Raw genomic sequence first — 22311 nt, 5'->3', positions numbered from 1 at the left:
TATAAACGACCAATATTTACATAATTTCGATATTATTTTACTAATACAACATTTTAAATACCTGCTATTTCACTAAGTTCAGTAATAAATTTATTAGCTAAAGCATCGGCTTCTTCTTGTGATTTTGCCTCAGTATAAATTCTAATAATAGGTTCTGTATTACTTTTACGTAAATGCACCCAATTTTCTGGGAAATCTATTTTTACACCATCAATGGTTGTTATTTGTTCATTTTGATATCTGTTTTCTATGGTTTTTAATACAGCATCAACATCTAATTCTGGTGTTAATTGAATTTTCTTTTTGCTCATAAAGTAGCTAGGATACGTGTTTCTTAACTCACTAACCGTCATTTTCTTTTCGGCTAATAAACTTAAAAATAACGCTACACCAACCAATGCATCGCGCCCGTAATGTGATGATGGATAAATAATACCACCGTTACCTTCGCCACCAATAACTACTTTATTCTTTTTCATTAGTTTAACAACGTTCACTTCGCCTACAGCACTTGCTTCATAGGTTCCTCCGTGTTTTTCAGTTACATCGCGTAAAGCTCTTGTTGAGCTCATGTTGCTTACTGTGTTTCCTGGTGTTTTACTCAAAACATAATCTGCACAAGCTACTAAAGTGTATTCTTCGCCAAACATATTTCCGTTTTCATCCATAAAGGCTAATCTATCAACATCAGGATCTACCACTATACCAAAATCGGCATTATGTTTTTTTACAGCCTCAGATAAATCGGTTAAATGTTCTTTTAAAGGTTCTGGGTTGTGTGGAAAATGCCCGTTTGGTTCGCAATATAGTTTAATAACTTCAACACCTAAACGTTCTAATAATAAAGGTATTGCAATACCTCCGGTTGAGTTTACACCATCAACAACAACTGTAAAATTAGCTTCTTCAATAGGTTTTACGGTTACTAAAGGTAAATCTAACACCTCAATAATGTGTAAATCTATATAGGCATCGTTTTTAGTTATTTTTCCTAAGCTATCTACATCAGCAAAATTAATGGTGTTACTTTCGGCTAACTCAAGTATTTTAGCACCTTCATCAGCATCTAAAAATTCACCTTTTTCATTTAATAACTTAAGTGCATTCCATTGTTTTGGGTTGTGGCTTGCTGTAAGTATTATACCGCCATCGGCATGTTCCATTGGTACAGCAACTTCAACTGTTGGTGTAGTAGATAACCCTAAATTAACCACATTAATACCTTGGCCTATTAATGTGTTCATTACTAAATTCTGTATCATTTTACCAGAAATTCTTGCGTCTCTACCAACCACAACTGTGTAGTTGTCTTTTTTTCTGTTTTGTTTTACCCAAGCACCGTAAGCTGCTGCAAATTTAACAGCGTCAATTGGGGTTAAATTTTCACCTATTGCTCCGCCTATAGTGCCTCTAATTCCTGATATTGATTTTATTAATGTCATAATTATTAGTAGTTTTTGCAAACGTACATAATTTTTTTAGCTTGTATTTTAATTAAACTTAAAAAAATAAGAACATGATATTTACAGAACATTACATAATTAGTTTGTGTAATTATTTGTAAGTTTAAAGAATGAATTATTTAGCCCACATCTACCTATCTGGCAACAACAATCTTGTACAAATTGGCAATTTTATAGCCGATAGTATTAAAGGAAAAAAATACACTACATACCCAACACCCATACAAATTGGTATTTTACTGCACAGACAAATTGATTTTTTTACTGATACGCACCAAACTGTAAAAGCCAGCAAAAAAAAACTTCAAAAAAAATATGGCTTATATTCTGGTATTATTGTAGATATACTTTATGATCATTTTTTAGCAAAAAACTGGAGTAACTATTCAAACACACCTCTTGAAATTTATACAGCCAATTTTTACAATAATTTGAATGAACATTACGAGTTACTTCCCACTCGAATAAAAAATATGATGCCTTATTTAATAACAGATAATTGGTTGTTAAGCTATGCTACCACCAGTGGTATTGCTAAGGTTTTAAATGGCATGAATAAAAGAACTAAAAACAGGGCAAAAATGAATGAAGCTATTGTTGAACTAGATATGTTTTACAATGAATTTGAAGTTGAATTCACGTCTTTTTTTAAAGAGCTAATTATTTTTTCAGAAGAGAAACTTGAAGAAATATCAATACAATTTCAAACTGCAAAATAGCTTTTTAGTACCTTTAATTTATCCGTTTATCTTTTTTCTTTTTTAAAATGAAATGTATTTAATAAATTAGTTTTAAAGAAAAATCACTTAACTCCCTATTCTACAGTGAAATTAAAGAAATTATTTAAAGTCATTATTGGTGTCATTATATTTTTTACACTGCCAAGTTTACTTCTTTTTGGCTTTTTATACTTTAAGTATAATGAAGATTTACCACAAGGAACAACAGGTGTTGAAGCTGATGCCCTAGCCCATAAAATGCTTAAAGCTTTAAATTTTGAAGCTTATAAAAATACCGCTAATTTTGAATGGACTTTTAAACAAAGACACCATTACAAATGGAATAAAACAACTAATGAATGTGCTGTATTGTGGCAAGAATACAAAGTTGTTTTAAATTTAAATAATCCTAAAAAACATACAGCTTACGTACATAGTTTTAAAGTTGATGGCGATTTAGCCAACGACCTTATTGAAAAAGCAGTTAAATACTATAATAATGATTCTTTTTGGGTTTTTGCACCATACAAAGTTTTTGATGAAGGTGTACAACGCAAACTTGTAACATTACCTAATAATGAAAAAGGTTTGTTAGTTACTTACACAACAGGCGGTAGCACACCAGGTGATTCTTACCTATGGATGCTTGATACAAATTACAAACCCAAAGCCTTTAAAATGTGGACTTCCATTTTACCCATTGATGGCTTAGAAGCTTCATGGGCAGATTGGACTACCACACAAAGTGGCGCACAAGTGCCCACGTTTCATAAATTATTATTTTTAGGTATTGAAATTACCGATATTGAAGGTGTAAAGTAAATTACTTACTTTTTTGGCCAACAAACTTATGGCTATCAGATTTAAAAAGCACATTAAAACTGGTTAAACTACCGTAAATTCTTGTAATGTATTGTTGTAAATCTATTTTTTGTTGCGCATCTAAATCGCTGGCATTAACACGTTGTTCCATAACTCGCAATCTATCTCTTACCATTGTTATTTTATGAAAAAACTTATCAATAGGTAATTCATACGGTTTCAAATTATCATCTGCTGGTTGTAAAATTAGTGTTCCTCCTTTGTATTTATCGGCAATGGTAACAACTTCTGTAGCATCACTCCATTTTTTTAAAATATTTACCAAACTTGTTTCAACATCTAAAAAACTAACTGTATCAACATCATCATGCGCAGCTTCTATAACTTCAAAATCACTATTTAAATCAATAGTTTCTAATCCGTTTTCAATAAATGTCACCCAATAATGTTGAGATGTCACATTAGTTATAACACCTTTTCCGTAATCGTTATGGTTTATTCTAGAGCCTATTCCTAATAATTTCATTTGTCTTGTTTTTAGTTGTTATTATAATTTCAAAAATAAAATAACCTTTTTTATATCAAAATAGTTGCTTGGTTAAATTTGGTTATTCTGTTTTCTTAATAAAACGTTAAAATTTTAAAAATAACATTAAAATAACAACCCCTTAATTTATACGGTATTTGCGCTTTTATTATATTAAAAATGAATAAGAACATTCACAAAAATAACCTTAATAAACAAGTGAACATATAAAAATAAAAACACACCCTATAAAACTAAGGGGTTTGCTTAAAAACTATTGAAAAAAGGTAAAAGTTAAAGATTTCAAAAGCTATTTTTTATATGATTTTCATCAGTTATTTTCACGTTAAAGATCAGTATTAACTATAAAAATTAACATCATGAAAAAATTAAGTTTTGCCTTATTATTTGTTTTTGGAATTTCATTTGCAAACAACACAAACCCTAACGCATTATCCCAAAATGAACCAAAGGTTGGTGATGTTTTAGTTGTAAATGCTACCTCAAATACAAAGTACAATCATGTTTATTTTCCTAAATTAAATTTCATTGTGAAAAAAGGAAATTTAGCAACTTACAAACCAGTACACGGTGCCGAAGTAGTTGTTAAAGATGTGGAAAATAAAAACGGAAACACCTACGTAATTTTAGAGAAAAAAGATAATAGCAAATTCTTTGGCTATGTTAAACAAATTAAAGCAAACTATAACAACTCTTTAAACTCTGGAGAGCTAACAAAAATGTAATAGTTTTAAAATATTTTTTTTGACTAACTCACAAAAAGCTGCATTTTTATGCGGCTTTTTTATTTAACAATTTTTAATATTTAACATAAACTGCAAGCTATAATTTTAAGAACGAATGTTGTAAATTAGCGCTTTTGCAAATTTATGAGTGAGTTTACAGATTTTATTGAAGTTAAAGGTGCTAGAGCCCACAACCTTAAAAATATTGATGTTGCAATACCAAGAGAAAAACTTGTGGTTATTACGGGGTTGTCTGGCAGTGGAAAATCGTCTTTAGCATTTGATACTATTTATGCCGAAGGACAACGCCGTTACATTGAAACTTTTTCGGCTTATGCACGCCAGTTTTTAGGTGGTTTAGAAAGACCCGATGTTGATAAAATTGACGGCCTCTCACCCGTTATTGCCATTGAGCAAAAAACAACCAGCAAATCACCACGTTCAACCGTTGGCACAATTACTGAAATTTATGATTTTATGCGCCTGCTTTTTGCACGTGCTAGTGATGCTTACAGCTACAATTCTGGCGAAAAAATGGTAAGCTACAGTGATGAGCAAATAAAAGAACTTATAAAAAAAGATTTTGAAGGTAAGCGCATAAACATTTTAGCGCCTGTAATTCGTTCTAGAAAAGGGCATTATCGTGAGCTTTTTGAGCAAATAGCAAAACAAGGCTTTGTTAAAGTTAGAACCGATGGTGAAATTAAAGACATCACCAAAGGCATGAAGCTAGACCGCTACAAAACACATGACATTGAAATAGTTATTGATAGATTGGTTGTAAATAATACCGCTGATAATGATAAACGCCTTACCGAAACCATAAATACAGCTATGTATCATGGCGAAGATGTGCTTATGGTTATTGATCAAGACACTCAAAAGGCACGCTATTTTAGCAGAAATTTAATGTGCCCAAGTTCAGGCATTTCATATCCAAACCCAGAACCCAATAATTTTTCGTTTAACTCACCAAAAGGTGCTTGCCCAAATTGTAATGGCATTGGCGAACTTTACAAAGTAAACCCAAGTAAAATAGTACCAGATGATTCACTTTCAATAAAAAACGGTGCTTTAGCGCCCCATGGCCCTGAGAAAAAAAGTTGGATTTTTAAACAGTTTGAAACCATTGCGCAACGCTTTGATTTTAAATTAACCGATGCTTACAAAGACATTCCTGAAGAAGCAAAACAAATGATTCTTTTTGGTGGAAACGAAAAGTTTACCATTGAAAGTAAAACATTAGGCGTAACTAGAAATTACAATATAGATTTTGAAGGTGTTGCCAATTTTATTGAAAATCAATACAAAACTGCCGAATCTACATCATTAAAACGATGGGCAAAAGAATATATGGACAAAATTAAATGTCCGGAATGTGAAGGCTCCAGATTAAAAAAAGAATCACTTTACTTCAAAATAAACAATAAAAATATTGCTGAACTTGCCAATACTGATATTGTGGAGCTTGCAAATTGGTTTAACAATTTAGATGAGCATCTTTCTAAAAAACAACTTAAAATAGCTGAGGAAATTCTAAAAGAAATAAAATCTAGACTCCAATTTTTATTAGATGTTGGTTTAGATTATTTATCATTAAACCGAAGCTCTAAAACCTTATCGGGCGGCGAAGCACAACGCATACGTTTAGCAACACAAATTGGTTCTCAACTAGTTGGTGTGCTTTATATTTTAGATGAACCTAGCATTGGTTTACATCAACGCGACAACGAAAAACTTATAAATTCACTCGTTTCCTTAAGAGATATTGGTAACTCTGTTATTGTTGTTGAACATGATAAAGACATGATTGAACGTGCCGATTATGTTATTGATATTGGCCCAAAAGCGGGTAAATTTGGTGGCGAAATTATAAGTGAAGGCAATGTTAAAGAACTCAAAACGCACAATACACTTACTGCGCATTATTTAAACGGTACAAAAGAAATTGAAGTTCCAAAAAAACGAAGAAAAGGTAATGGTAATTTTTTAGAGCTTAAAGGTTGTACAGGTAATAACTTAAAAAATGTATCGGTTAAATTTCCTTTAGGAAAAATGATTGGTGTTACGGGTGTTTCGGGTAGTGGTAAATCTACATTAATTAATGAAACGCTCTACCCTATTTTAAATGCTCATTATTTTAATGGTGTTAAAAAACCAATGCCATACAAAAGCATTAAAGGCTTAGAGCATATTGATAAAGTTATAGATATTAACCAATCTCCCATTGGCCGTACACCACGCAGTAATCCAGCCACTTACACTGGTACATTTAGTGAAATTAGAAGCCTGTTTGCAAAAACACCCGAAGCCATGATACGTGGTTACAAGCCCGGGCGTTTTAGTTTTAATGTTAAAGGTGGACGTTGTGAAACTTGCCAAGGCGGTGGTTTACGTGTTATTGAAATGAATTTTTTACCCGATGTTTATGTTGAATGTGAAACTTGTCAAGGTAAACGTTTTAATAGAGAAACACTTGAAATTAGATACAAAGGAAAATCTATAAGTGATGTTTTAGAAATGACTATTAACGAAGCGGTTGATTTTTTTGAGCACATTCCAAAAATTTTCAAAAAACTAAAAACTATAAAAGATGTTGGTTTGGGCTATATAACACTTGGCCAACAAAGTACTACGCTATCTGGTGGCGAAGCACAGCGTATAAAATTAGCCACAGAACTTAGTAAAAGAGATACCGGAAACACATTTTATATTTTAGATGAACCTACAACTGGGCTTCATTTTGAAGATATTAGAGTACTTATGCAAGTTTTAAACAAATTGGCAGACAAAGGTAATACCGTTTTAATTATTGAACACAATTTAGATGTTATTAAAACCGTTGACCACATTATTGACATTGGTTATGAAGGTGGTAAAGGCGGCGGACAACTAGTTGTTGAAGGCACACCCGAAGAAGTAGCAAAACATAAAAAAAGTTATACTGCTAAATTTCTTAAAAAAGAATTAAATTAGTCTGTTATACTTTCAAAATAAAACTATGTATTTTGCAGGTGTTCATTCTGAAATAAAAAACACCTAACAATTACATAAAATATTAAAATTATATGAGAAAAGAACTGCACCACAAAGGTTGGAACGAAATTAAAACAAACGATTCTTGGGCAATTTTTAAAATAATGGGAGAATTTGTTAATGGTTTTGAAAAAATGAGTAAAATAGGACCTTGTGTGTCTATTTTTGGCTCTGCAAGAACAAAACCAGACCACAAATATTATAAACTTACCGTTGATGTTGCCGAAAAAATTGTACAATCTGGCTATGGTGTTATTACTGGTGGAGGCCCAGGTATTATGGAAGCTGGTAACAAAGGTGCACACCTTGGTGGCGGTACATCGGTTGGGTTAAACATTGAATTGCCTTTTGAGCAACACGATAACCCGTACATAGACCACGATAAAAATTTAGATTTTGATTATTTCTTTGTGCGCAAAGTTATGTTTGTTAAATACTCACAAGGGTTTGTAGTTATGCCTGGTGGCTTTGGTACACTTGATGAACTTTTTGAAGCCATTACACTTATTCAAACACATAAAATTGGAAAGTTTCCAATAATTTTAGTGGGTACAGATTTTTGGGAAGGCTTGCTAGACTGGGTTAAAAAAACACTTTTAGATACGTTTAATAATATTAGCCCTGGCGATTTAGACTTAATTCATCTTGTTGATACTGCTGAAGAAGTCACCGATATTCTAGATAATTTCTACAAACAATCGCAGCTTAGTCCTAATTTTTAATAAAACCTTAAAACTACAAGCTTAATAATGCTTACGTAAAGTACTATTAATCTTGTAGTTTACTTATTTTGCTATATTGCAACCCCTTAAATGTACTTTTTAAACCTTTAATGTTTGCTAAATTTGAAGTTTCATTTTAATTATTTATTCTTAATATCACTTATATTTTCATTACACAGTTTTAGTCAAGATAGTATTGACTTAAAAGCTAGTTTTGATGTTGATAATAGAGAAATAAAAATTTCACAAAGCATAACTTATTTAAACACTACACAAGACACATTAAAAACGGTATATTTAAACAATTGGGCCAATAGTTACGCCACAAAAAAAACACCTTTAGCTAAGCGTATTGCAGATGAATATATTAACGATTTTCATCTAGCAAAAAGTACAGATAGAGGTTATAGTGTTGTAACATCAATAACCCAAAACAATAACGATATAACCTATTGCGAGCTTGAAAAACATCCTGATGTTATTAAAGTAGATTTGCAACATCCGCTTTTACCAAACACATCTTATAATATAGATTTAAATTATATTGTTAGAATTCCAGATGCTAAATTCACAAAATACGGTATTACAAATACTGGCGATGTAAACTTGCGTTATTGGTACATTACACCAGCTATTTATAACGGCGAGTGGCAATATTACAGTAATAAAAATTTAGATGATTTGTATGTGTCTACAGCCAATATTTCAATGGAAATTGAATATCCAAAAGGCTATTTTATTACTTCAGAATTAAATGTAGATAATCACACACAAAATACTAAAAATCAATTAATTAATATTTCAGGAAAAAACAGAGTTAACTCTAAACTTTTTCTAACAAAAAGCAAAGTTTTTAATACCATTCAAAATGAAAACATCTCATTAGTTTCTAGTATTAGTGATGAAAATTTAGAGGTTGTTGATAAGGTTTTGATAACAGAAAAAATATTACGTTTTATTGAAAGTAATTTAGGTAAATATCCGCATGAAAAATTATTACTCACACATGTAGATTATGATAAAAACCCTATTTATGGTTTAAATTTTTTGCCTAAATTTTTAAAACCATACCCTAAAAGCTTTCAATATGAATTAAAGCTTTTAAAAATTTCACTACTAAACTATTTAGAAAATACGCTTTTAATTAACCCTAGAAAAGATCATTGGTTAATTGATGGAATTATGGTGTATTACTTAATAAAATATGTTGATGAACAATACCCTGATATGAAATTTTTAGGATCTTTTGCTAATATTTGGGGTGTTAGGTCTTTTCATGCAGCAGACATGAGTTACAACGATAAATATAACCTTGTTTTTATGTTTATGGCCAGAACAAACCGAGACCAAAAACTAACCATGGCCAAAGATTCACTGTTAAAATTTAATACCAATATTGCTAATAAATATAAAGCGGGAATTGGTTTAAAATATTTAGATGATTTTGTAAATAGTAATGTTGTTGAAAATAGTTTATCTGAATTTGTAAAAACAAACAAACTACAACAAACAAACACACGTGCGTTTAAAAAGCTTATAGAATCTAAAACATCAAAAAATGTCGATTGGTTTTTTTCAGATTACATAAAGACACGCAAAAAAATTGATTTCAAAATAAAAAAAATTTCAAAAACTAAAGATTCTGTAACTATTACCATTAAAAATAAACGTAATAATAGCATGCCAGTATCTTTATATACGTTAAAAGACGATAGTATTGTTTCAAAAACCTGGGTTCAAAATATAAACATTAACAAAACACTAACTTTACCGCGTAACGACGCTAATAAACTGGTTTTAAATTACAATGAGGTAATACCAGAAATTAATATAAGAGACAACTGGAAATCACTTAAAGGCTTCTTTTTCAATAACAAACCATTACAATTTAGACTTTTTAAAGACATTGAAGATCCACACTATAATCAAGTGTTTTTTATGCCTGTGGTAGAGTTTAATAATATATATGACGGGTTAACACTTGGGGTTAAAGCTTACAATAAAACCGTATTAAAAAAGCTTTTTAACTATAAGTTTGAACCACGTTACGCTTTAAAATCTAAAACCATAACGGGTTCTGCTTCAATTTTTAATGTTCATTATTTAGAAAACACCAATTTATACGCTATAAATTACGGTATTAATGGAGGTTATGCATCTTACGCCGAAAATTTATTTGTTAGAAGAATTACACCATCGTTATCATTTTCCTTTAGAGATGATAGTGATTTCAGATCAAACAAACGGGCTTCTTTAACATTTAGATATATTGATATTCATAGAGATAGAGATGCTAATAACGCACTAACATCTGATGAGCCAAACTACAGTATTTTTAATGCCCGATACGTTAATTCAAACGATAATTTAATAAATTTTAATAAATGGTACGCCGATTTTCAAATAGGTAAAAAGTTTAGCAAAGTAGCTTTTAATTATGAATATAGAAAACTTTTTGAAAGCAACAGGCAGTTAAACGTTAGGTTTTTTGGAGGTATGTTTTTGCAGAATAACAATAATCCTGCTTCAAACTACTTTAGTTTTGCTTTAGATAGGCCAACCGATTATTTGTTTGATTATAACTACTTAGGACGCTCTGAAGGTACCGGAATTTTTAGTCAGCAATACATCACTGCCGAAGGTGGTTTTAAATCTAAACTAGAAATACCTTATGCCAACCAATGGATTTCAACCATGAATGTAAGTACAACACTTTGGAAATACATTTTAGCTTACGGTGATATTGGTTTTGTGAAAAACAAACACAAGTCTGAGCATTTTATGTATGATTCTGGTATAAGACTCAATTTGGTAACCGATTATTTTGAAATATATTTCCCCGTGTATTCTAATTTAGGCTGGGAAATTGGGCAACCTAATTACGACCAAAAAATACGCTTTAAATTCACCGTAGACCCACAGGTACTTCTTGGACTATTTAGAAGACGTTGGTTTTAATTATTTTGAAGTATTTGTATTAAAATACAGTTATAGATGAATAATTTTAATTTTAAACGCTTTAAAATGAATATTTTTCAATATTAAGCAGCAACTTAGCATTTCAAAATATTGCTAAAAAGACAAATTTTTACTACTTTTGCAAAAGCACTAAAGCGTTCTTAATTATGCAAAGTATTCCTGATTTAAAAAACATTTCATTTGAAGATTTCAAAACCGAAGTTATAAATGATTATAAAGTTGCTGTTAGAAGTAGAGAATGTAGCTTATTAGGAAGACGCGAAGTTCTAACAGGTAAAGCAAAATTTGGTATTTTTGGTGACGGTAAAGAAGTACCACAACTTGCCATGGCTAAAGCTTTTAAAAAAGGCGATTGGAGATCTGGGTACTACAGAGACCAAACCTTTATGATGGCTATTGGAGAACTTACTCCTGAACAGTTTTTTGCAGGCCTATACGCTAACACAAATATTGAGTTAGAACCCATGTCTGCTGGTCGTCAAATGGGTGGCCATTTTGTAACCCACAGTTTAGATAAAAATGGTAACTGGAAAGACCTTACAAAACAGTACAATTCTAGTGCCGATATTTCACCAACAGCAGGCCAAATGCCCCGTTTGTTGGGTTTAGCACAGGCTTCTAAAATATTCAGACATGTAGATGGTATTAAAACGTCAAATTTTTCAGTAAATGGTAATGAGGTAGCCTGGGGAACCATTGGTAATGCCAGTACTAGTGAAGGTTTGTTTTTTGAAACCATAAATGCTGCTGGTGTTTTACAAGTTCCAATGGTTGTAAGTGTGTGGGATGATGAATATGGTATTTCAGTTCACGCCAAACATCAAACCACTAAAGAAAATATCTCTGAAATACTTAAAGGTTTCCAACGCGATTCAGATAATAAAGGTTTCGAAATTTTACGTGTTAAAGGTTGGGATTACGCAAACCTTATTGAAACATACCAAGAAGCAAGTGCCATTGCAAGAGAAGAACATGTGCCTATTTTAATTCACGTACAAGAACTTACACAACCTCAAGGGCACTCCACATCAGGTTCTCATGAACGTTACAAAAGTCCTGAACGTTTAGAATGGGAAAGACAGCATGATTGTAACCTAAAAATGCGTAATTGGATGATTGAAAGTGGTATTGCCACAAATGAAGAATTAACTGATATTGATAGAGTGATAAAAAGAGAAGTTCGTGAAGCAAAAAAGAATGCTTGGAACACCTTTTTAAAACCAATAGTAAAAGAAAAAACAGAGCTTATTGCTATTTTAACACAATTGGCAGCAAAATCGGCCAATGGTGTTTTTATTAATAAACTTAAAGATGGTTTGGTAACAATAGATGAGCCTGCTAGAAAAGATATATTATCTGTAGCTAGAAAAGCGCTCAGATACACTATTGCAGATACATCTGCTGAAAAACAAAAGCTAAAGAACTGGATAGATACTATTATAAACCAAACGCAACCGTTATTCAGTTCTCATTTATACTCTGAAACGGCTCATGCTAACACAAAAATATCAGAAGTTAAACCAACTTATAATGATAATGCACCACTAGTTGATGGTAGAATTATAATTAGAGATAATTTTGATGCCATATTTACCAACTACCCAGAAGCCTTAGTTTTTGGAGAAGATACTGGTAATATTGGTGATGTAAACCAAGGTTTAGAAGGTTTACAAGCAAAATTTGGAGCGCTTAGAATTGCAGATACAGGTATTAGAGAAGCTACCATTATTGGGCAAGGCATTGGTATGTCTTTACGCGGTTTACGCCCAATAGCCGAAATTCAGTATTTAGACTATATTTTATACGCCATTCAAACCATTAGTGATGATTTGGCCACAACGCATTACCGCACAAAAGGCAAACAAAAGTCGCCATTAATTATAAGAACCAGAGGTCATCGTTTAGAAGGTATTTGGCACTCAGGCTCTCAAATGGGTGGCATATTGCATTTAGCACGCGGTGTTAATGTTTTAGTGCCAAGAAACATGACTAAAGCCGCAGGTTTTTACAATACACTGTTGCAAGGTGATGACCCTGCCATTGTTGTAGAATGCCTAAACGGTTACAGGTTAAAAGAAAAAATGCCAAGTAATTTAGGTAGTTTAAAAACACCTATTGGTGTTGTTGAAACCGTAAAAGAAGGTACAGATATTACTTTAGTTTCATACGGCTCTACCCTACGTTTAGTTGAACAAACAGCCAAAGATTTACTTACAGTTGGCATTAATGCTGAAGTTATTGATGTTCAGTCTCTTTTACCTTTTGATATTAATCATGATATTGTAAAAAGTATTGAAAAAACAAACCGTGTTATGATTATTGATGAAGATGTTCCTGGTGGTGCATCGGCATATATTTTAGATGAAATTTTAAATAAGCAAAAAGCTTTTCAGTATTTAGATAGTGAACCAAAAACACTAACAGCTAAGGCTCATAGACCTGCTTATGGTAATGATGGTGATTATTTCTCAAAACCATCGGCCGAAGATATTTTTGAAGCTATTTATGATGTTATGCATGAAGTAAGCCCTTCAAATTATCCAAAATTGCGATAATTTCTTTAGTTTATGAATGCCGTATCTGTTAGAGAAATAAAAAAAGAACTTAGCACACTATCACACAAAGAAATTCAAGAACTTTGTTTAAGGCTTTCAAGATTTAAAAAAGAAAACAAAGAATTACTCACGTATTTACTTTTTGAAGCTAATAATGAAGCTGGTTATATTGATAGTGTTAAAAACTATATTGATACAGAATTTGATACTATAAATACTGATAGTTTATATTACATTAAAAAAAGTTTAAGAAAAATTCTTCGTAACATAAAAAAATACATTAGGTATTCAAAAAAGAAAGAAACCGAAGTAGAGCTACTACTCTATTTTTGTGAGAAACTTAAAAAATTTAAGCCTAATATTAATAAAAGTGTGCAACTTCAAAATATGTATAACAGACAACTGCTTTTAGCTAAAAAACAAATAAATACATTACATGAAGATTTACAATATGATTTTAATATAATAATAGAAACTTTAAACGCATAGTAAAATTCTAATCATTATCTACCAATTGTCAACTCATATCCTGTAATTACTGCTTTATCTGAATGATTTGCACCCTTATTCTAGCAAAATTTAATAATGCATAGAACTTTTTATTAAATATTTAATCACTCAAAAAAATACGTCTTTTCATTCAAAATTATTTATTATATATGTAGTACATGTAACCTGTTTTTTTTTGTAAATTAAAAACAACAACAATACTTTTTATTTCATGTTTCACACAGAAACACATACAAAATCAACGCAAATAAGCATACTTTTTTTGACTGCTTGTTTCAATAGTTTTATATTTGCCCTCTTAACTATATGTACACTTTATGAAGATTTCATACAATTGGCTAAAGCAGTTTATTAAAATAGATTGGACACCTGAAAAAACAGGTGAATTACTTACAGATTTAGGACTTGAGGTTGAAGGCATTGAAACATACCAGTCCGTTAAAGGCGGTTTACAAGGTGTAGTTGTTGGTGAAGTTTTAACATGTGAAAAACATCCTAATGCAGATAAATTAAAAGTTACCACAGTAAACATTGGTAACAATGAACCTGTACAAATTGTATGTGGTGCACCAAATGTTGCTACTGGCCAAAAAGTGCCTGTTGCTACTATAGGCACAACGCTTTATACGCCTGAAGGTGAAAGTTGGACCATTAAAAAAGGTAAAATTAGAGGCGAAGAAAGCTTTGGAATGATTTGTGCCGAAGACGAACTTGGTTTAGGTAAATCTCATGACGGTATCATGGTTTTAAATGAAGACTTAACCGTTGGAACTCCTTGTGCCGAAATTTTTAATATTGAAAATGACGCTGTTTTTGAAATTGGCCTGACACCAAACAGAGCCGACGCCATGAGCCATTTTGGTGTAGCACGAGATTTAAAAGCAGGCCTACAACAAAAAGATATAAAACAAGAACTCATAACACCATCTGTAAGCGCATTTCATGTTGACAATAGAACATTAAAAATTGATGTAGATGTTATTAACAAAGATCTTGCTCCAAGATACTGCGGTGTTACATTAACAGGTGTAAAAGTAAAAGAATCGCCGGCATGGTTACAAAACAGGTTAAAAGCTATTGGTTTGGCACCAATAAACAATATTGTTGATGCTACTAATTATGTTTTACATGAATTAGGGCAACCACTTCATGCCTTTGATGCTGTTAAAATTACGGGCAGTAAAATTGAAGTAAAAACTTTAGAAAAAGGCACAAAATTTACAACCTTAGACGGTGTTGAGAGAGAATTACACGAAGATGATTTAATGATTTGTGATGCCGAAAAACCTATGTGTATTGCGGGTGTTTTTGGAGGCGAATACTCTGGTGTTTCAGAAAGTACAACAAGTATATTTTTAGAAAGTGCTTATTTTAATCCTGTTTCAATAAGAAAAACAGCTAAACGTCATGCTTTAAACACTGATGCTTCTTTTAGGTTTGAACGAGGAATAGATCCTAATATTACTAAATATGCTTTAAAAAGAGCGGCACTTTTAATTCAAGAATTAGCAGGTGGTGAAATTACCAGTGATATTACAGATTTTTATCCTAATAAAATTGAAGATTTTCAAGTACGATTAGCCTTTGATAATGCTAAAAAATTAATAGGAGAAGAAATTCCTAAAGAAACCATTAAAAGTATTTTAACATCCTTAGAAATTAAAGTAAATAATGTAACCGAAGCCGGTTTAGGTCTTACCGTTCCTGCGTACAGAAATGATGTACAGCGTGAAGCTGATGTTATTGAAGAAATTTTACGTGTTTACGGCTACAACAATATAAAAACAACTAAAAAGTTAAATGCCTCTATTTCAAGCACATCAAAATTTGATGACTATAAAATTCAAAACATTGTTGGTAATCAACTGGTAGCACAAGGGTTTTATGAAATAATGGCAAACTCTTTAACAACTTCAAAATACATTACATTAACAGAACAGTTAAAAGAAGAACATAATATTTCAATATTAAACCATTTAAGTACAGATTTGGGTGTAATGCGCCAAAGTTTATTGTTTTCTGGTTTAGAGGCTATTGCATACAACATAAATAGAAAACAAGATAGTTTAAAACTTTTTGAATTTGGTAAAACATATCATCAATTTAATGATACCAGAGAAGAATTTAAACATCTATCTGTTTTTGTAACAGGTAACCGCTCACAAGAACGCTGGACTAATACTGTACAAAAAAGTGATTTCTTTTTCTTAAAAGGTACCATTACTAGCATTTTAAATAGATTAGGGTTATCAAGATATAAAGTATCTCCTGTTAAAAACGATATTTTTAGTGAAGGTATTAGCTTATCATTAGGCAAAAATAAATTAGTTGATTTTGGATTGGTTAACAAAAAAATACTAAAGCACTTTGGTATTTCACAAAACGTATTATTTGCAGATTTTAGTTGGGATACTGTTTTAAACATGGCAAAACATAACAATATTAAGTTTAAAGATATTCCTAAATATCCTGCTGTTAGAAGAGATTTTGCACTGTTGCTAGATGATACTGTAACGTTTGAAGAAATAGATAGAATAGCATCACAAACCGAGAAACAATTACTTAAAGATGTTGATTTGTTTGATGTATACCAAGGTAAAAATCTTCCTGAAGGCAAAAAAAGTTATGCTGTTAGTTTTACACTTCAAGATGAAAACAAAACACTTACAGACAAACAAATTGATAAAATAATGAACAAATTGCAAGCTAATTTTGAAAAACAATTGGGTGCAGAGTTAAGATAGATAGTTATGCAATTAAAATACTTTTATTTGTTGCTTATATGTGTTTTACTTTTCAAAACAAGTATAGCACAAAACAACAGTTTACTTTATAAAATAGAGCAAGATACATCATCTACATGGACGCTTTTTAAATATGACGTAAATACCACTTGGCATGGTGTTAAATACTCTTTAACAAAGCCACTTTCATGGAAAGAAAAAGACTTTTTAAAATTTGGTGGCTTAGTAGCGGGTACAGCAGCTCTATCTTTTACTGATAGAAGTGTTGAAACCTTTATGGGGCATCAACGGGAAGGTTACCCAGAGCTTTTAAGAGATATTGGATGGTATTTTGGGAGTCCGCAAAACTATTTTATGGCCAATGCAGGTTTGTATGGTTTTGGTTTATTTACTAAAAATGCCAAAATTAGGCGTACAAGTGTATTAATTATAACATCATCTGTAACTACAGGTTTAATACAAACCATAGCCAAAAATGGTTTTGGTAGAGCTAGACCAGGTACTGGTTTGGGGCCTTATTTTTTCAAACCTTTTTCAAAAGAAGCTGGCCATCATTCTTTTCCTTCTGGCCACACGGTTCTATCTATAACTATGGCGCACGCAATTGCTAAACAATTTAAAAGCCCTTGGACAAAAGCTGGTATTTATAGCGTTGGTGCCATTGCTCCTGTGTCTAGATTAATAGATGGTGCCCATTGGCTAACAGACATTGCTTTTGGTGCTGCTGTTAGTATTATTGTGGTTGATGGTGTTGATAAATTTTTGTTTAAAAATGAAGCTCATAACATTACAAAATCTTTAAAACCTAAAACAGTTTCTTGGAATTTATCTTTTGGTACTAATAAAATAGGTATTGTTGGTGTTTTTTAGTGCGAAGCTTTATTATACTTTCTACTGAAAATTTTGTATCTTTAAAAGAACATTTAAATTTGAATAACATGATAGATTCAAAATATATTAAAGTTTTCACTGGAGATTTTATAACCGTACAACGTATGGTAAATGAACTTGAAACTGTTAATATTAAAGCAGTGGTTAAAGATGAAGCAGAATCTGCGCGGTTAGCAGGTTTTGGTCCTGCTATACAAGGCTTACAAGAAATTTATGTTCATAATGATGAAGTTGATAAAGCTGTTACAATTATTGAAACTATAAACGCTCAGTTTAAGGTTTAATACTAAAAGTAAAAACATAAAAAACACCCGTTAATAAAATTATTAACGGGTGTTTTTATTTTGAATAAAGTAAGTAAACTAAGCAGTTACTGTATACATTTTTTCTCTTAATTCTTTTACTTTTGGGTTTTGCATGTAATCATCAAACGTTGTGTAACGGTCTATTACACCATTTGGTGTTAACTCCACTACTCTGTTGGCTACAGTTTGCGCAAACTCATGGTCATGGGTTGTAAATAAAATTGTGCCTTTAAAGTTTTTTAAAGAGTTGTTAAATGCAGTGATACTTTCAAGGTCTAGGTGGTTTGTTGGCTCATCTAGCATTAAAACATTTGCCCTTTGTAACATCATTCTACTTAACATACAACGTACTTTTTCTCCACCAGAAAGTACATTACTTTTTTTTAAAGCTTCTTCACCACTAAAAATCATTTTACCTAAAAAGCCTCTAATATTTACCTCTTCACGTTCTTCTTCTGTTTTTGCCCACTGGCGTAACCAATCAACTAAAGTTAAATCGTTTTTAAAAAACTCGCTATTGTCTAATGGTAAGTATGATTGTGTTGTAGTAATACCCCAAGCAAAGGTGCCGGCATCGGCTTTTTCTTTATCGTTTAAAATTTGATAAAAAGCAGTAGTTGCTCTAGAATCTCTAGAAAAAACAACAACTTTATCGCCTTTTGTAAGGTTTAAGTCTATATTTTTAAATAGTAATTCGCCATCAATTGAAGCTGTTAATCCTTCAACATTTAAAATTTGATCACCTGCTTCACGCTCACGTTCAAAAATAATGGCAGGATAACGGCGAGATGATGGCCTAATATCTTCAATATTTAGTTTATCAATCATCTTTTTTCTACTAGTTGCTTGTTTACTTTTAGCAACATTAGCTGAAAAACGACGAATAAATTCTTCTAATTCTTTCTTTTTCTCTTCGGCCTTTTTGTTTTGTTGTGCTCTTTGGCGTGCTGCTAGCTGCGATGACTCGTACCAAAATGTATAGTTACCAGAAAAATGATTTATTTTCCCAAAATCAATATCTGAAATATGGGTGCAAACGGCATCTAAAAAGTGACGGTCGTGTGATACTACAATTACACAGTTATCATAATTTGCTAAAAAGTTTTCTAACCAAGAAATGGTTTCATAATCAAGGTCGTTAGTAGGCTCATCCATAATAAGCACATCTGGATTTCCAAAAAGAGCTTGCGCCAATAACACGCGTACTTTTTGTTTTCCATCTAAATCACTCATTAATGTATAATGAAAATCTTCCTTTATACCTAGGTTAGATAACATGGCTGCAGCATCACTATCGGCATTCCAACCATTCATTTCTTCAAATTGCACTTGAAGCTCGCCAATTCTATCGGCATTCTCGTCAGAATAATCAGCATACAACGCATCAATTTCAGTTTTAATTTTAAATAAAGGTTTGTTTCCCATTAAAACAGTTTCTAAAACCGTATGCTCATCATATAAATTATGGTTTTGCTCTAATACAGACATGCGTTTACCAGATTCTAACGATACGTGTCCGGATGTTGCTTCCATTTTTCCAGAAATAATCTTTAAAAAAGTAGATTTTCCTGCGCCATTGGCTCCAATTATACCATAACAATTACCCTGTGTAAAGGTGGTATTTACTTCATCAAACAAAATACGTTTTCCAAATTGAACCGAAAGATTTGATACTGATAACATATGCTTACTTTAAATTTTTGCAAAAGTAGAAAAATGAATTGGTAAGCCGAAACTTATAACTGCTATTTTTAACCACTAAATATTCTGTTTTACCTAAAAAATCAACATTTAACAACGCATTAACAACACTTGTTAATATGTTAAAGTATTTTTGTTTACAATTTACTGTTAACAGGGGGATTTTATGAAATTTTACTTATGCACAATACTTGGTTTGTTGGTGTTTTTTGGCTGCAACAATAACAGCGAAAAAATCAAGGAAAACTATGCCTATTTTGGTGGTGAAGTTATAAACCCAAACGCCCGTTTTGTTACAATTACAGATAGTGAACACCATACGGATACTATAAAATTAGATGGCAGAAACCGCTTTATTTTTAAAATAGAAAACTTAAAAAAAGGCGTTTACACCTTTAAACATGGTGGCGAATATCAAACAATTTTATTAGAGCCCGAAGATAGTATTTTAGTTAGACTAAACACCCTAGAATTTGACGAATCACTTGTGTTTACAGGCAATGGTGCTAAAAAAAATAATTACTTTATTAATGAGTTTTTAGATAATGAATATATTGAAAAACAAATTTTAAGGTTATGCCAATTACCTCCCAATGCGTTTGAAAAAAGTTTAGATTCTATTAGAAATGCAAAATTAAAAAAACTAGAACCTTACACTAAAAAATGTAGCGCATCAAAACTATTTAAAAAAATAGCAAAGGCAAACATAGATTTCCAGTACTATTCAAGTAAAGAAGCTTATCCTTTTATGCATTATGGGCAAAATAAAGGTGCTTTTTTAAAATCACTACCAAAAGATTTTTATGCTTTTAGAAAAGACATAAATTATAATGATACATTTTTTGAAAGTTACCACAATTACCTTAGGTTTTTAAAACACAACATTAATACCTTAACCTTAGAAAAATACACAAGCTACCCTGATTACAAATCGTTTAAATGGAATGTTTTACGTTTCAATTTAGATAGGCTTGATTTAGTTGATAGTTTAGTTACCAACCCCAAAATAAAAAATGAATTACTCTATCACTTTACAATGAAGTTTATTTCATTTAACAATAACGCTAATAAAACAGATAGCCTTGTTAACTCATTTTTAGAAAAAACTACTGATGAAAAAGCTAAAACTGCTATTATAAATTATACCAAATCTTTAAAAAATCTAGAAATTGGCTCTAATTTACCTGCTATTCAAGTTTTAGATTTCAATAACAATGAATACAATATTAGTAACCTTGTAAACAATACGCCAACGGTAGTAAGTTTTTGGTCTCACATGTATTATAATCATTTTAAAAAGAGTTATGCTAAAATTAAAGAACTAAAGGTAAAATACCCTGAAGTAAATTTTATTTACATAAATATTGATGAAATGGATGTAGAAAAACCTAAACAAACTTTTAAAACATCTAGGTTTAATTATAAAAATCAATATGTGTTTAAAAACCCTGAAGCCAGTAAAAAAACACTAGCCATTTACCCAATGACTAAAACAATTATAGTTAATAAAAACCAAAAGGTTGTAAGTGCTAGCGCTAATATTTTCTCTATTAATTTTGAAGAACAACTTTTAGGCGTAATTAACCAATAAACCTAAAGTTTGTAGTGATTCATTAATAACTTTTCATAAACCAAATCTGGTAAAATACGTTTTAATACTATTGAAAATTTTTGCATAAACGCCCCCACTTTGTAGTGTACTTTAGGTTTTTTAGTATTTATTATTTTATAAACTGCTTCAGCCATTTGGTTAGGATCACTACCAGCATCAACATGAGTATTCATTAAATCTAAAGTGTTACCGTAAGGCTTTTTGTAAGGCGAATTATTTAACAAAGGCGCATGATATCTTCCTGCCGCAATATTGGTTGCAAAATCACCAGGTGCAACGTTTGTCATTTTTATATTGAAGTCTTTAAGCTCCATTCTAAAAGCTTCTGTAATTAATTCTAAAGCTCCTTTACTAGCGCTGTAAATGCCTCTGTAAGGCAATCCCATATAACCAGCAATAGATGTTATATTTATAATTAAACCACTTTGTTGTGTGCGCATTAGCGGTAAAACGGCTTTTATTACATTTATTGGTCCAAAAAAATTAGTATCAAAATTATTTTTAATTTCTGCCTCAGGTGTTTCTTCAATAGGTCCGGTAATACCTGCACCTGCATTATTAATTAAAACATCTAATTTACCTTCTTTTTTAATTACTGTATTTACTGATGTTTTAATGGATTCAACATCTTTAACATCTAAAGCCAAAATTGGAAATTTACTGTTGGCGTATTTTTCCGGATTTCTACTAGTACCGTAAACAGCGTAGCCTTTTTCATTTAAAAATTCACCAATAGATTTTCCTATTCCTGAAGAACCTCCAGTTATTAAAACAACTTTAGACATATTTAAAGATTTTTTTGAAAACAAAGCGCCAAATTACAATATAGATTACCGAAAAGAAAATTTAATTTTAGCGCATAAAAAAAGGCAAGCTACCTACATCACACCGCTACAACCGTATACCTTTGCTGCGTTCCCGCCCTGGAGGATTCTACAGGAGCTGGTTGTGTAGGACTTGCCGGCTGCAAAGATACAATC

Annotated in this window: 16 protein-coding genes and 1 other RNA gene; 12 read left to right on the top strand and 5 right to left on the bottom strand. The window is 31.4% G+C overall.

All coding sequences use genetic code 11. The features are described 5' to 3' along the window. Nucleotides 1-53: 53 nt before the first annotated feature. Nucleotides 54-1442 carry a phosphoglucosamine mutase gene (gene glmM / locus ACYX4H_RS12945; protein ID WP_476236705.1) on the bottom strand — a complete coding sequence of 463 codons (1389 nt, stop codon included), beginning with the start codon at nucleotides 1440-1442 and terminating at the stop codon, nucleotides 54-56. A 131-nt stretch (nucleotides 1443-1573) separates the two neighbouring features. On the opposite strand from glmM, the gene ACYX4H_RS12940 reads away from it, so the two are divergent. Together ACYX4H_RS12940 and ACYX4H_RS12935 are read left to right on the top strand one after the other, a co-directional pair. Then, entirely contained in the window at nucleotides 1574-2182 is a 609-nt protein-coding gene (locus ACYX4H_RS12940; RefSeq protein WP_476236704.1) for an acyl carrier protein phosphodiesterase, read from the top strand. 105 nt (nucleotides 2183-2287) lie between these two features. Beyond that, nucleotides 2288-3004, top strand: a complete 717-nt coding sequence (locus tag ACYX4H_RS12935) for a hypothetical protein (RefSeq protein ID WP_476236703.1) — start codon at nucleotides 2288-2290, stop codon at nucleotides 3002-3004. A 1-nt stretch (nucleotide 3005) separates the two neighbouring features. Here ACYX4H_RS12935 and ACYX4H_RS12930 read toward each other — a convergent pair whose 3' ends face one another. Then, a complete protein-coding gene (locus ACYX4H_RS12930; protein WP_476236702.1) occupies nucleotides 3006-3530 on the bottom strand; it encodes a hypothetical protein in 525 nt (174 codons plus the stop codon). A gap of 380 nt (nucleotides 3531-3910) precedes the next feature. Between ACYX4H_RS12930 and ACYX4H_RS12925 the strand changes: the two genes are divergently transcribed. The 9 genes from ACYX4H_RS12925 (at nucleotide 3911) to ACYX4H_RS12885 (ending at nucleotide 17997) form a co-directional block, all read left to right on the top strand. Continuing rightward, nucleotides 3911-4276, top strand: coding sequence for a hypothetical protein (locus ACYX4H_RS12925; RefSeq protein WP_476236700.1), 366 nt, complete (start codon nucleotides 3911-3913; stop codon nucleotides 4274-4276). A gap of 144 nt (nucleotides 4277-4420) precedes the next feature. Next, nucleotides 4421-7252: an excinuclease ABC subunit UvrA gene (gene uvrA, locus ACYX4H_RS12920; RefSeq protein WP_476236699.1), complete on the top strand. Its 2832-nt coding sequence runs from the start codon at nucleotides 4421-4423 to the stop codon at nucleotides 7250-7252. A 92-nt stretch (nucleotides 7253-7344) separates the two neighbouring features. Next, nucleotides 7345-8034 carry an LOG family protein gene (locus ACYX4H_RS12915; protein ID WP_475296251.1) on the top strand — a complete coding sequence of 230 codons (690 nt, stop codon included), beginning with the start codon at nucleotides 7345-7347 and terminating at the stop codon, nucleotides 8032-8034. A gap of 123 nt (nucleotides 8035-8157) precedes the next feature. Continuing rightward, nucleotides 8158-10992: a gluzincin family metallopeptidase gene (locus ACYX4H_RS12910; RefSeq protein WP_476236698.1), complete on the top strand. Its 2835-nt coding sequence runs from the start codon at nucleotides 8158-8160 to the stop codon at nucleotides 10990-10992. 167 nt (nucleotides 10993-11159) lie between these two features. Beyond that, nucleotides 11160-13568, top strand: coding sequence for an alpha-ketoacid dehydrogenase subunit alpha/beta (locus tag ACYX4H_RS12905; RefSeq protein WP_476236697.1), 2409 nt, complete (start codon nucleotides 11160-11162; stop codon nucleotides 13566-13568). A 12-nt stretch (nucleotides 13569-13580) separates the two neighbouring features. Further along, on the top strand, nucleotides 13581-14057 hold the full coding sequence (locus tag ACYX4H_RS12900) for a hypothetical protein (protein WP_476236695.1): 477 nt from the start codon (nucleotides 13581-13583) through the stop codon (nucleotides 14055-14057). A 338-nt stretch (nucleotides 14058-14395) separates the two neighbouring features. Further along, nucleotides 14396-16822, top strand: a complete 2427-nt coding sequence (gene pheT / locus ACYX4H_RS12895) for a phenylalanine--tRNA ligase subunit beta (protein WP_476236694.1) — start codon at nucleotides 14396-14398, stop codon at nucleotides 16820-16822. A 6-nt stretch (nucleotides 16823-16828) separates the two neighbouring features. Further along, nucleotides 16829-17692 carry a phosphatase PAP2 family protein gene (locus ACYX4H_RS12890; protein ID WP_476236693.1) on the top strand — a complete coding sequence of 288 codons (864 nt, stop codon included), beginning with the start codon at nucleotides 16829-16831 and terminating at the stop codon, nucleotides 17690-17692. A 68-nt stretch (nucleotides 17693-17760) separates the two neighbouring features. Beyond that, complete coding sequence (locus ACYX4H_RS12885; protein WP_476236692.1) at nucleotides 17761-17997, top strand: putative signal transducing protein; 237 nt, start codon at nucleotides 17761-17763, stop codon at nucleotides 17995-17997. Nucleotides 17998-18075: 78 nt separating this feature from the next. On the opposite strand, the gene ACYX4H_RS12880 is transcribed toward ACYX4H_RS12885, so the two are convergent. Further along, nucleotides 18076-19701, bottom strand: a complete 1626-nt coding sequence (locus tag ACYX4H_RS12880; RefSeq protein WP_476236691.1) for an ABC-F family ATP-binding cassette domain-containing protein — start codon at nucleotides 19699-19701, stop codon at nucleotides 18076-18078. A 184-nt stretch (nucleotides 19702-19885) separates the two neighbouring features. Between ACYX4H_RS12880 and ACYX4H_RS12875 the strand changes: the two genes are divergently transcribed. Beyond that, entirely contained in the window at nucleotides 19886-21310 is a 1425-nt protein-coding gene (locus ACYX4H_RS12875; protein ID WP_476236690.1) for a TlpA family protein disulfide reductase, read from the top strand. A 2-nt stretch (nucleotides 21311-21312) separates the two neighbouring features. On the opposite strand, the gene ACYX4H_RS12870 is transcribed toward ACYX4H_RS12875, so the two are convergent. Both ACYX4H_RS12870 and ffs read right to left on the bottom strand, forming a co-directional pair. Beyond that, nucleotides 21313-22116, bottom strand: coding sequence for an SDR family oxidoreductase (locus ACYX4H_RS12870; RefSeq protein WP_476236689.1), 804 nt, complete (start codon nucleotides 22114-22116; stop codon nucleotides 21313-21315). A gap of 79 nt (nucleotides 22117-22195) precedes the next feature. Next, nucleotides 22196-22294, bottom strand: an RNA gene (gene ffs / locus ACYX4H_RS12865) — signal recognition particle sRNA small type. Between the last annotated feature and the right edge of the window lie 17 nt (nucleotides 22295-22311).

Source organism: Seonamhaeicola sp. ABD4_340 (assembly GCF_056312135.1).
The sequence above is the reverse complement of the archived record's forward strand: the minus strand, read 5'-3'. Positions and strand labels throughout refer to the sequence as shown.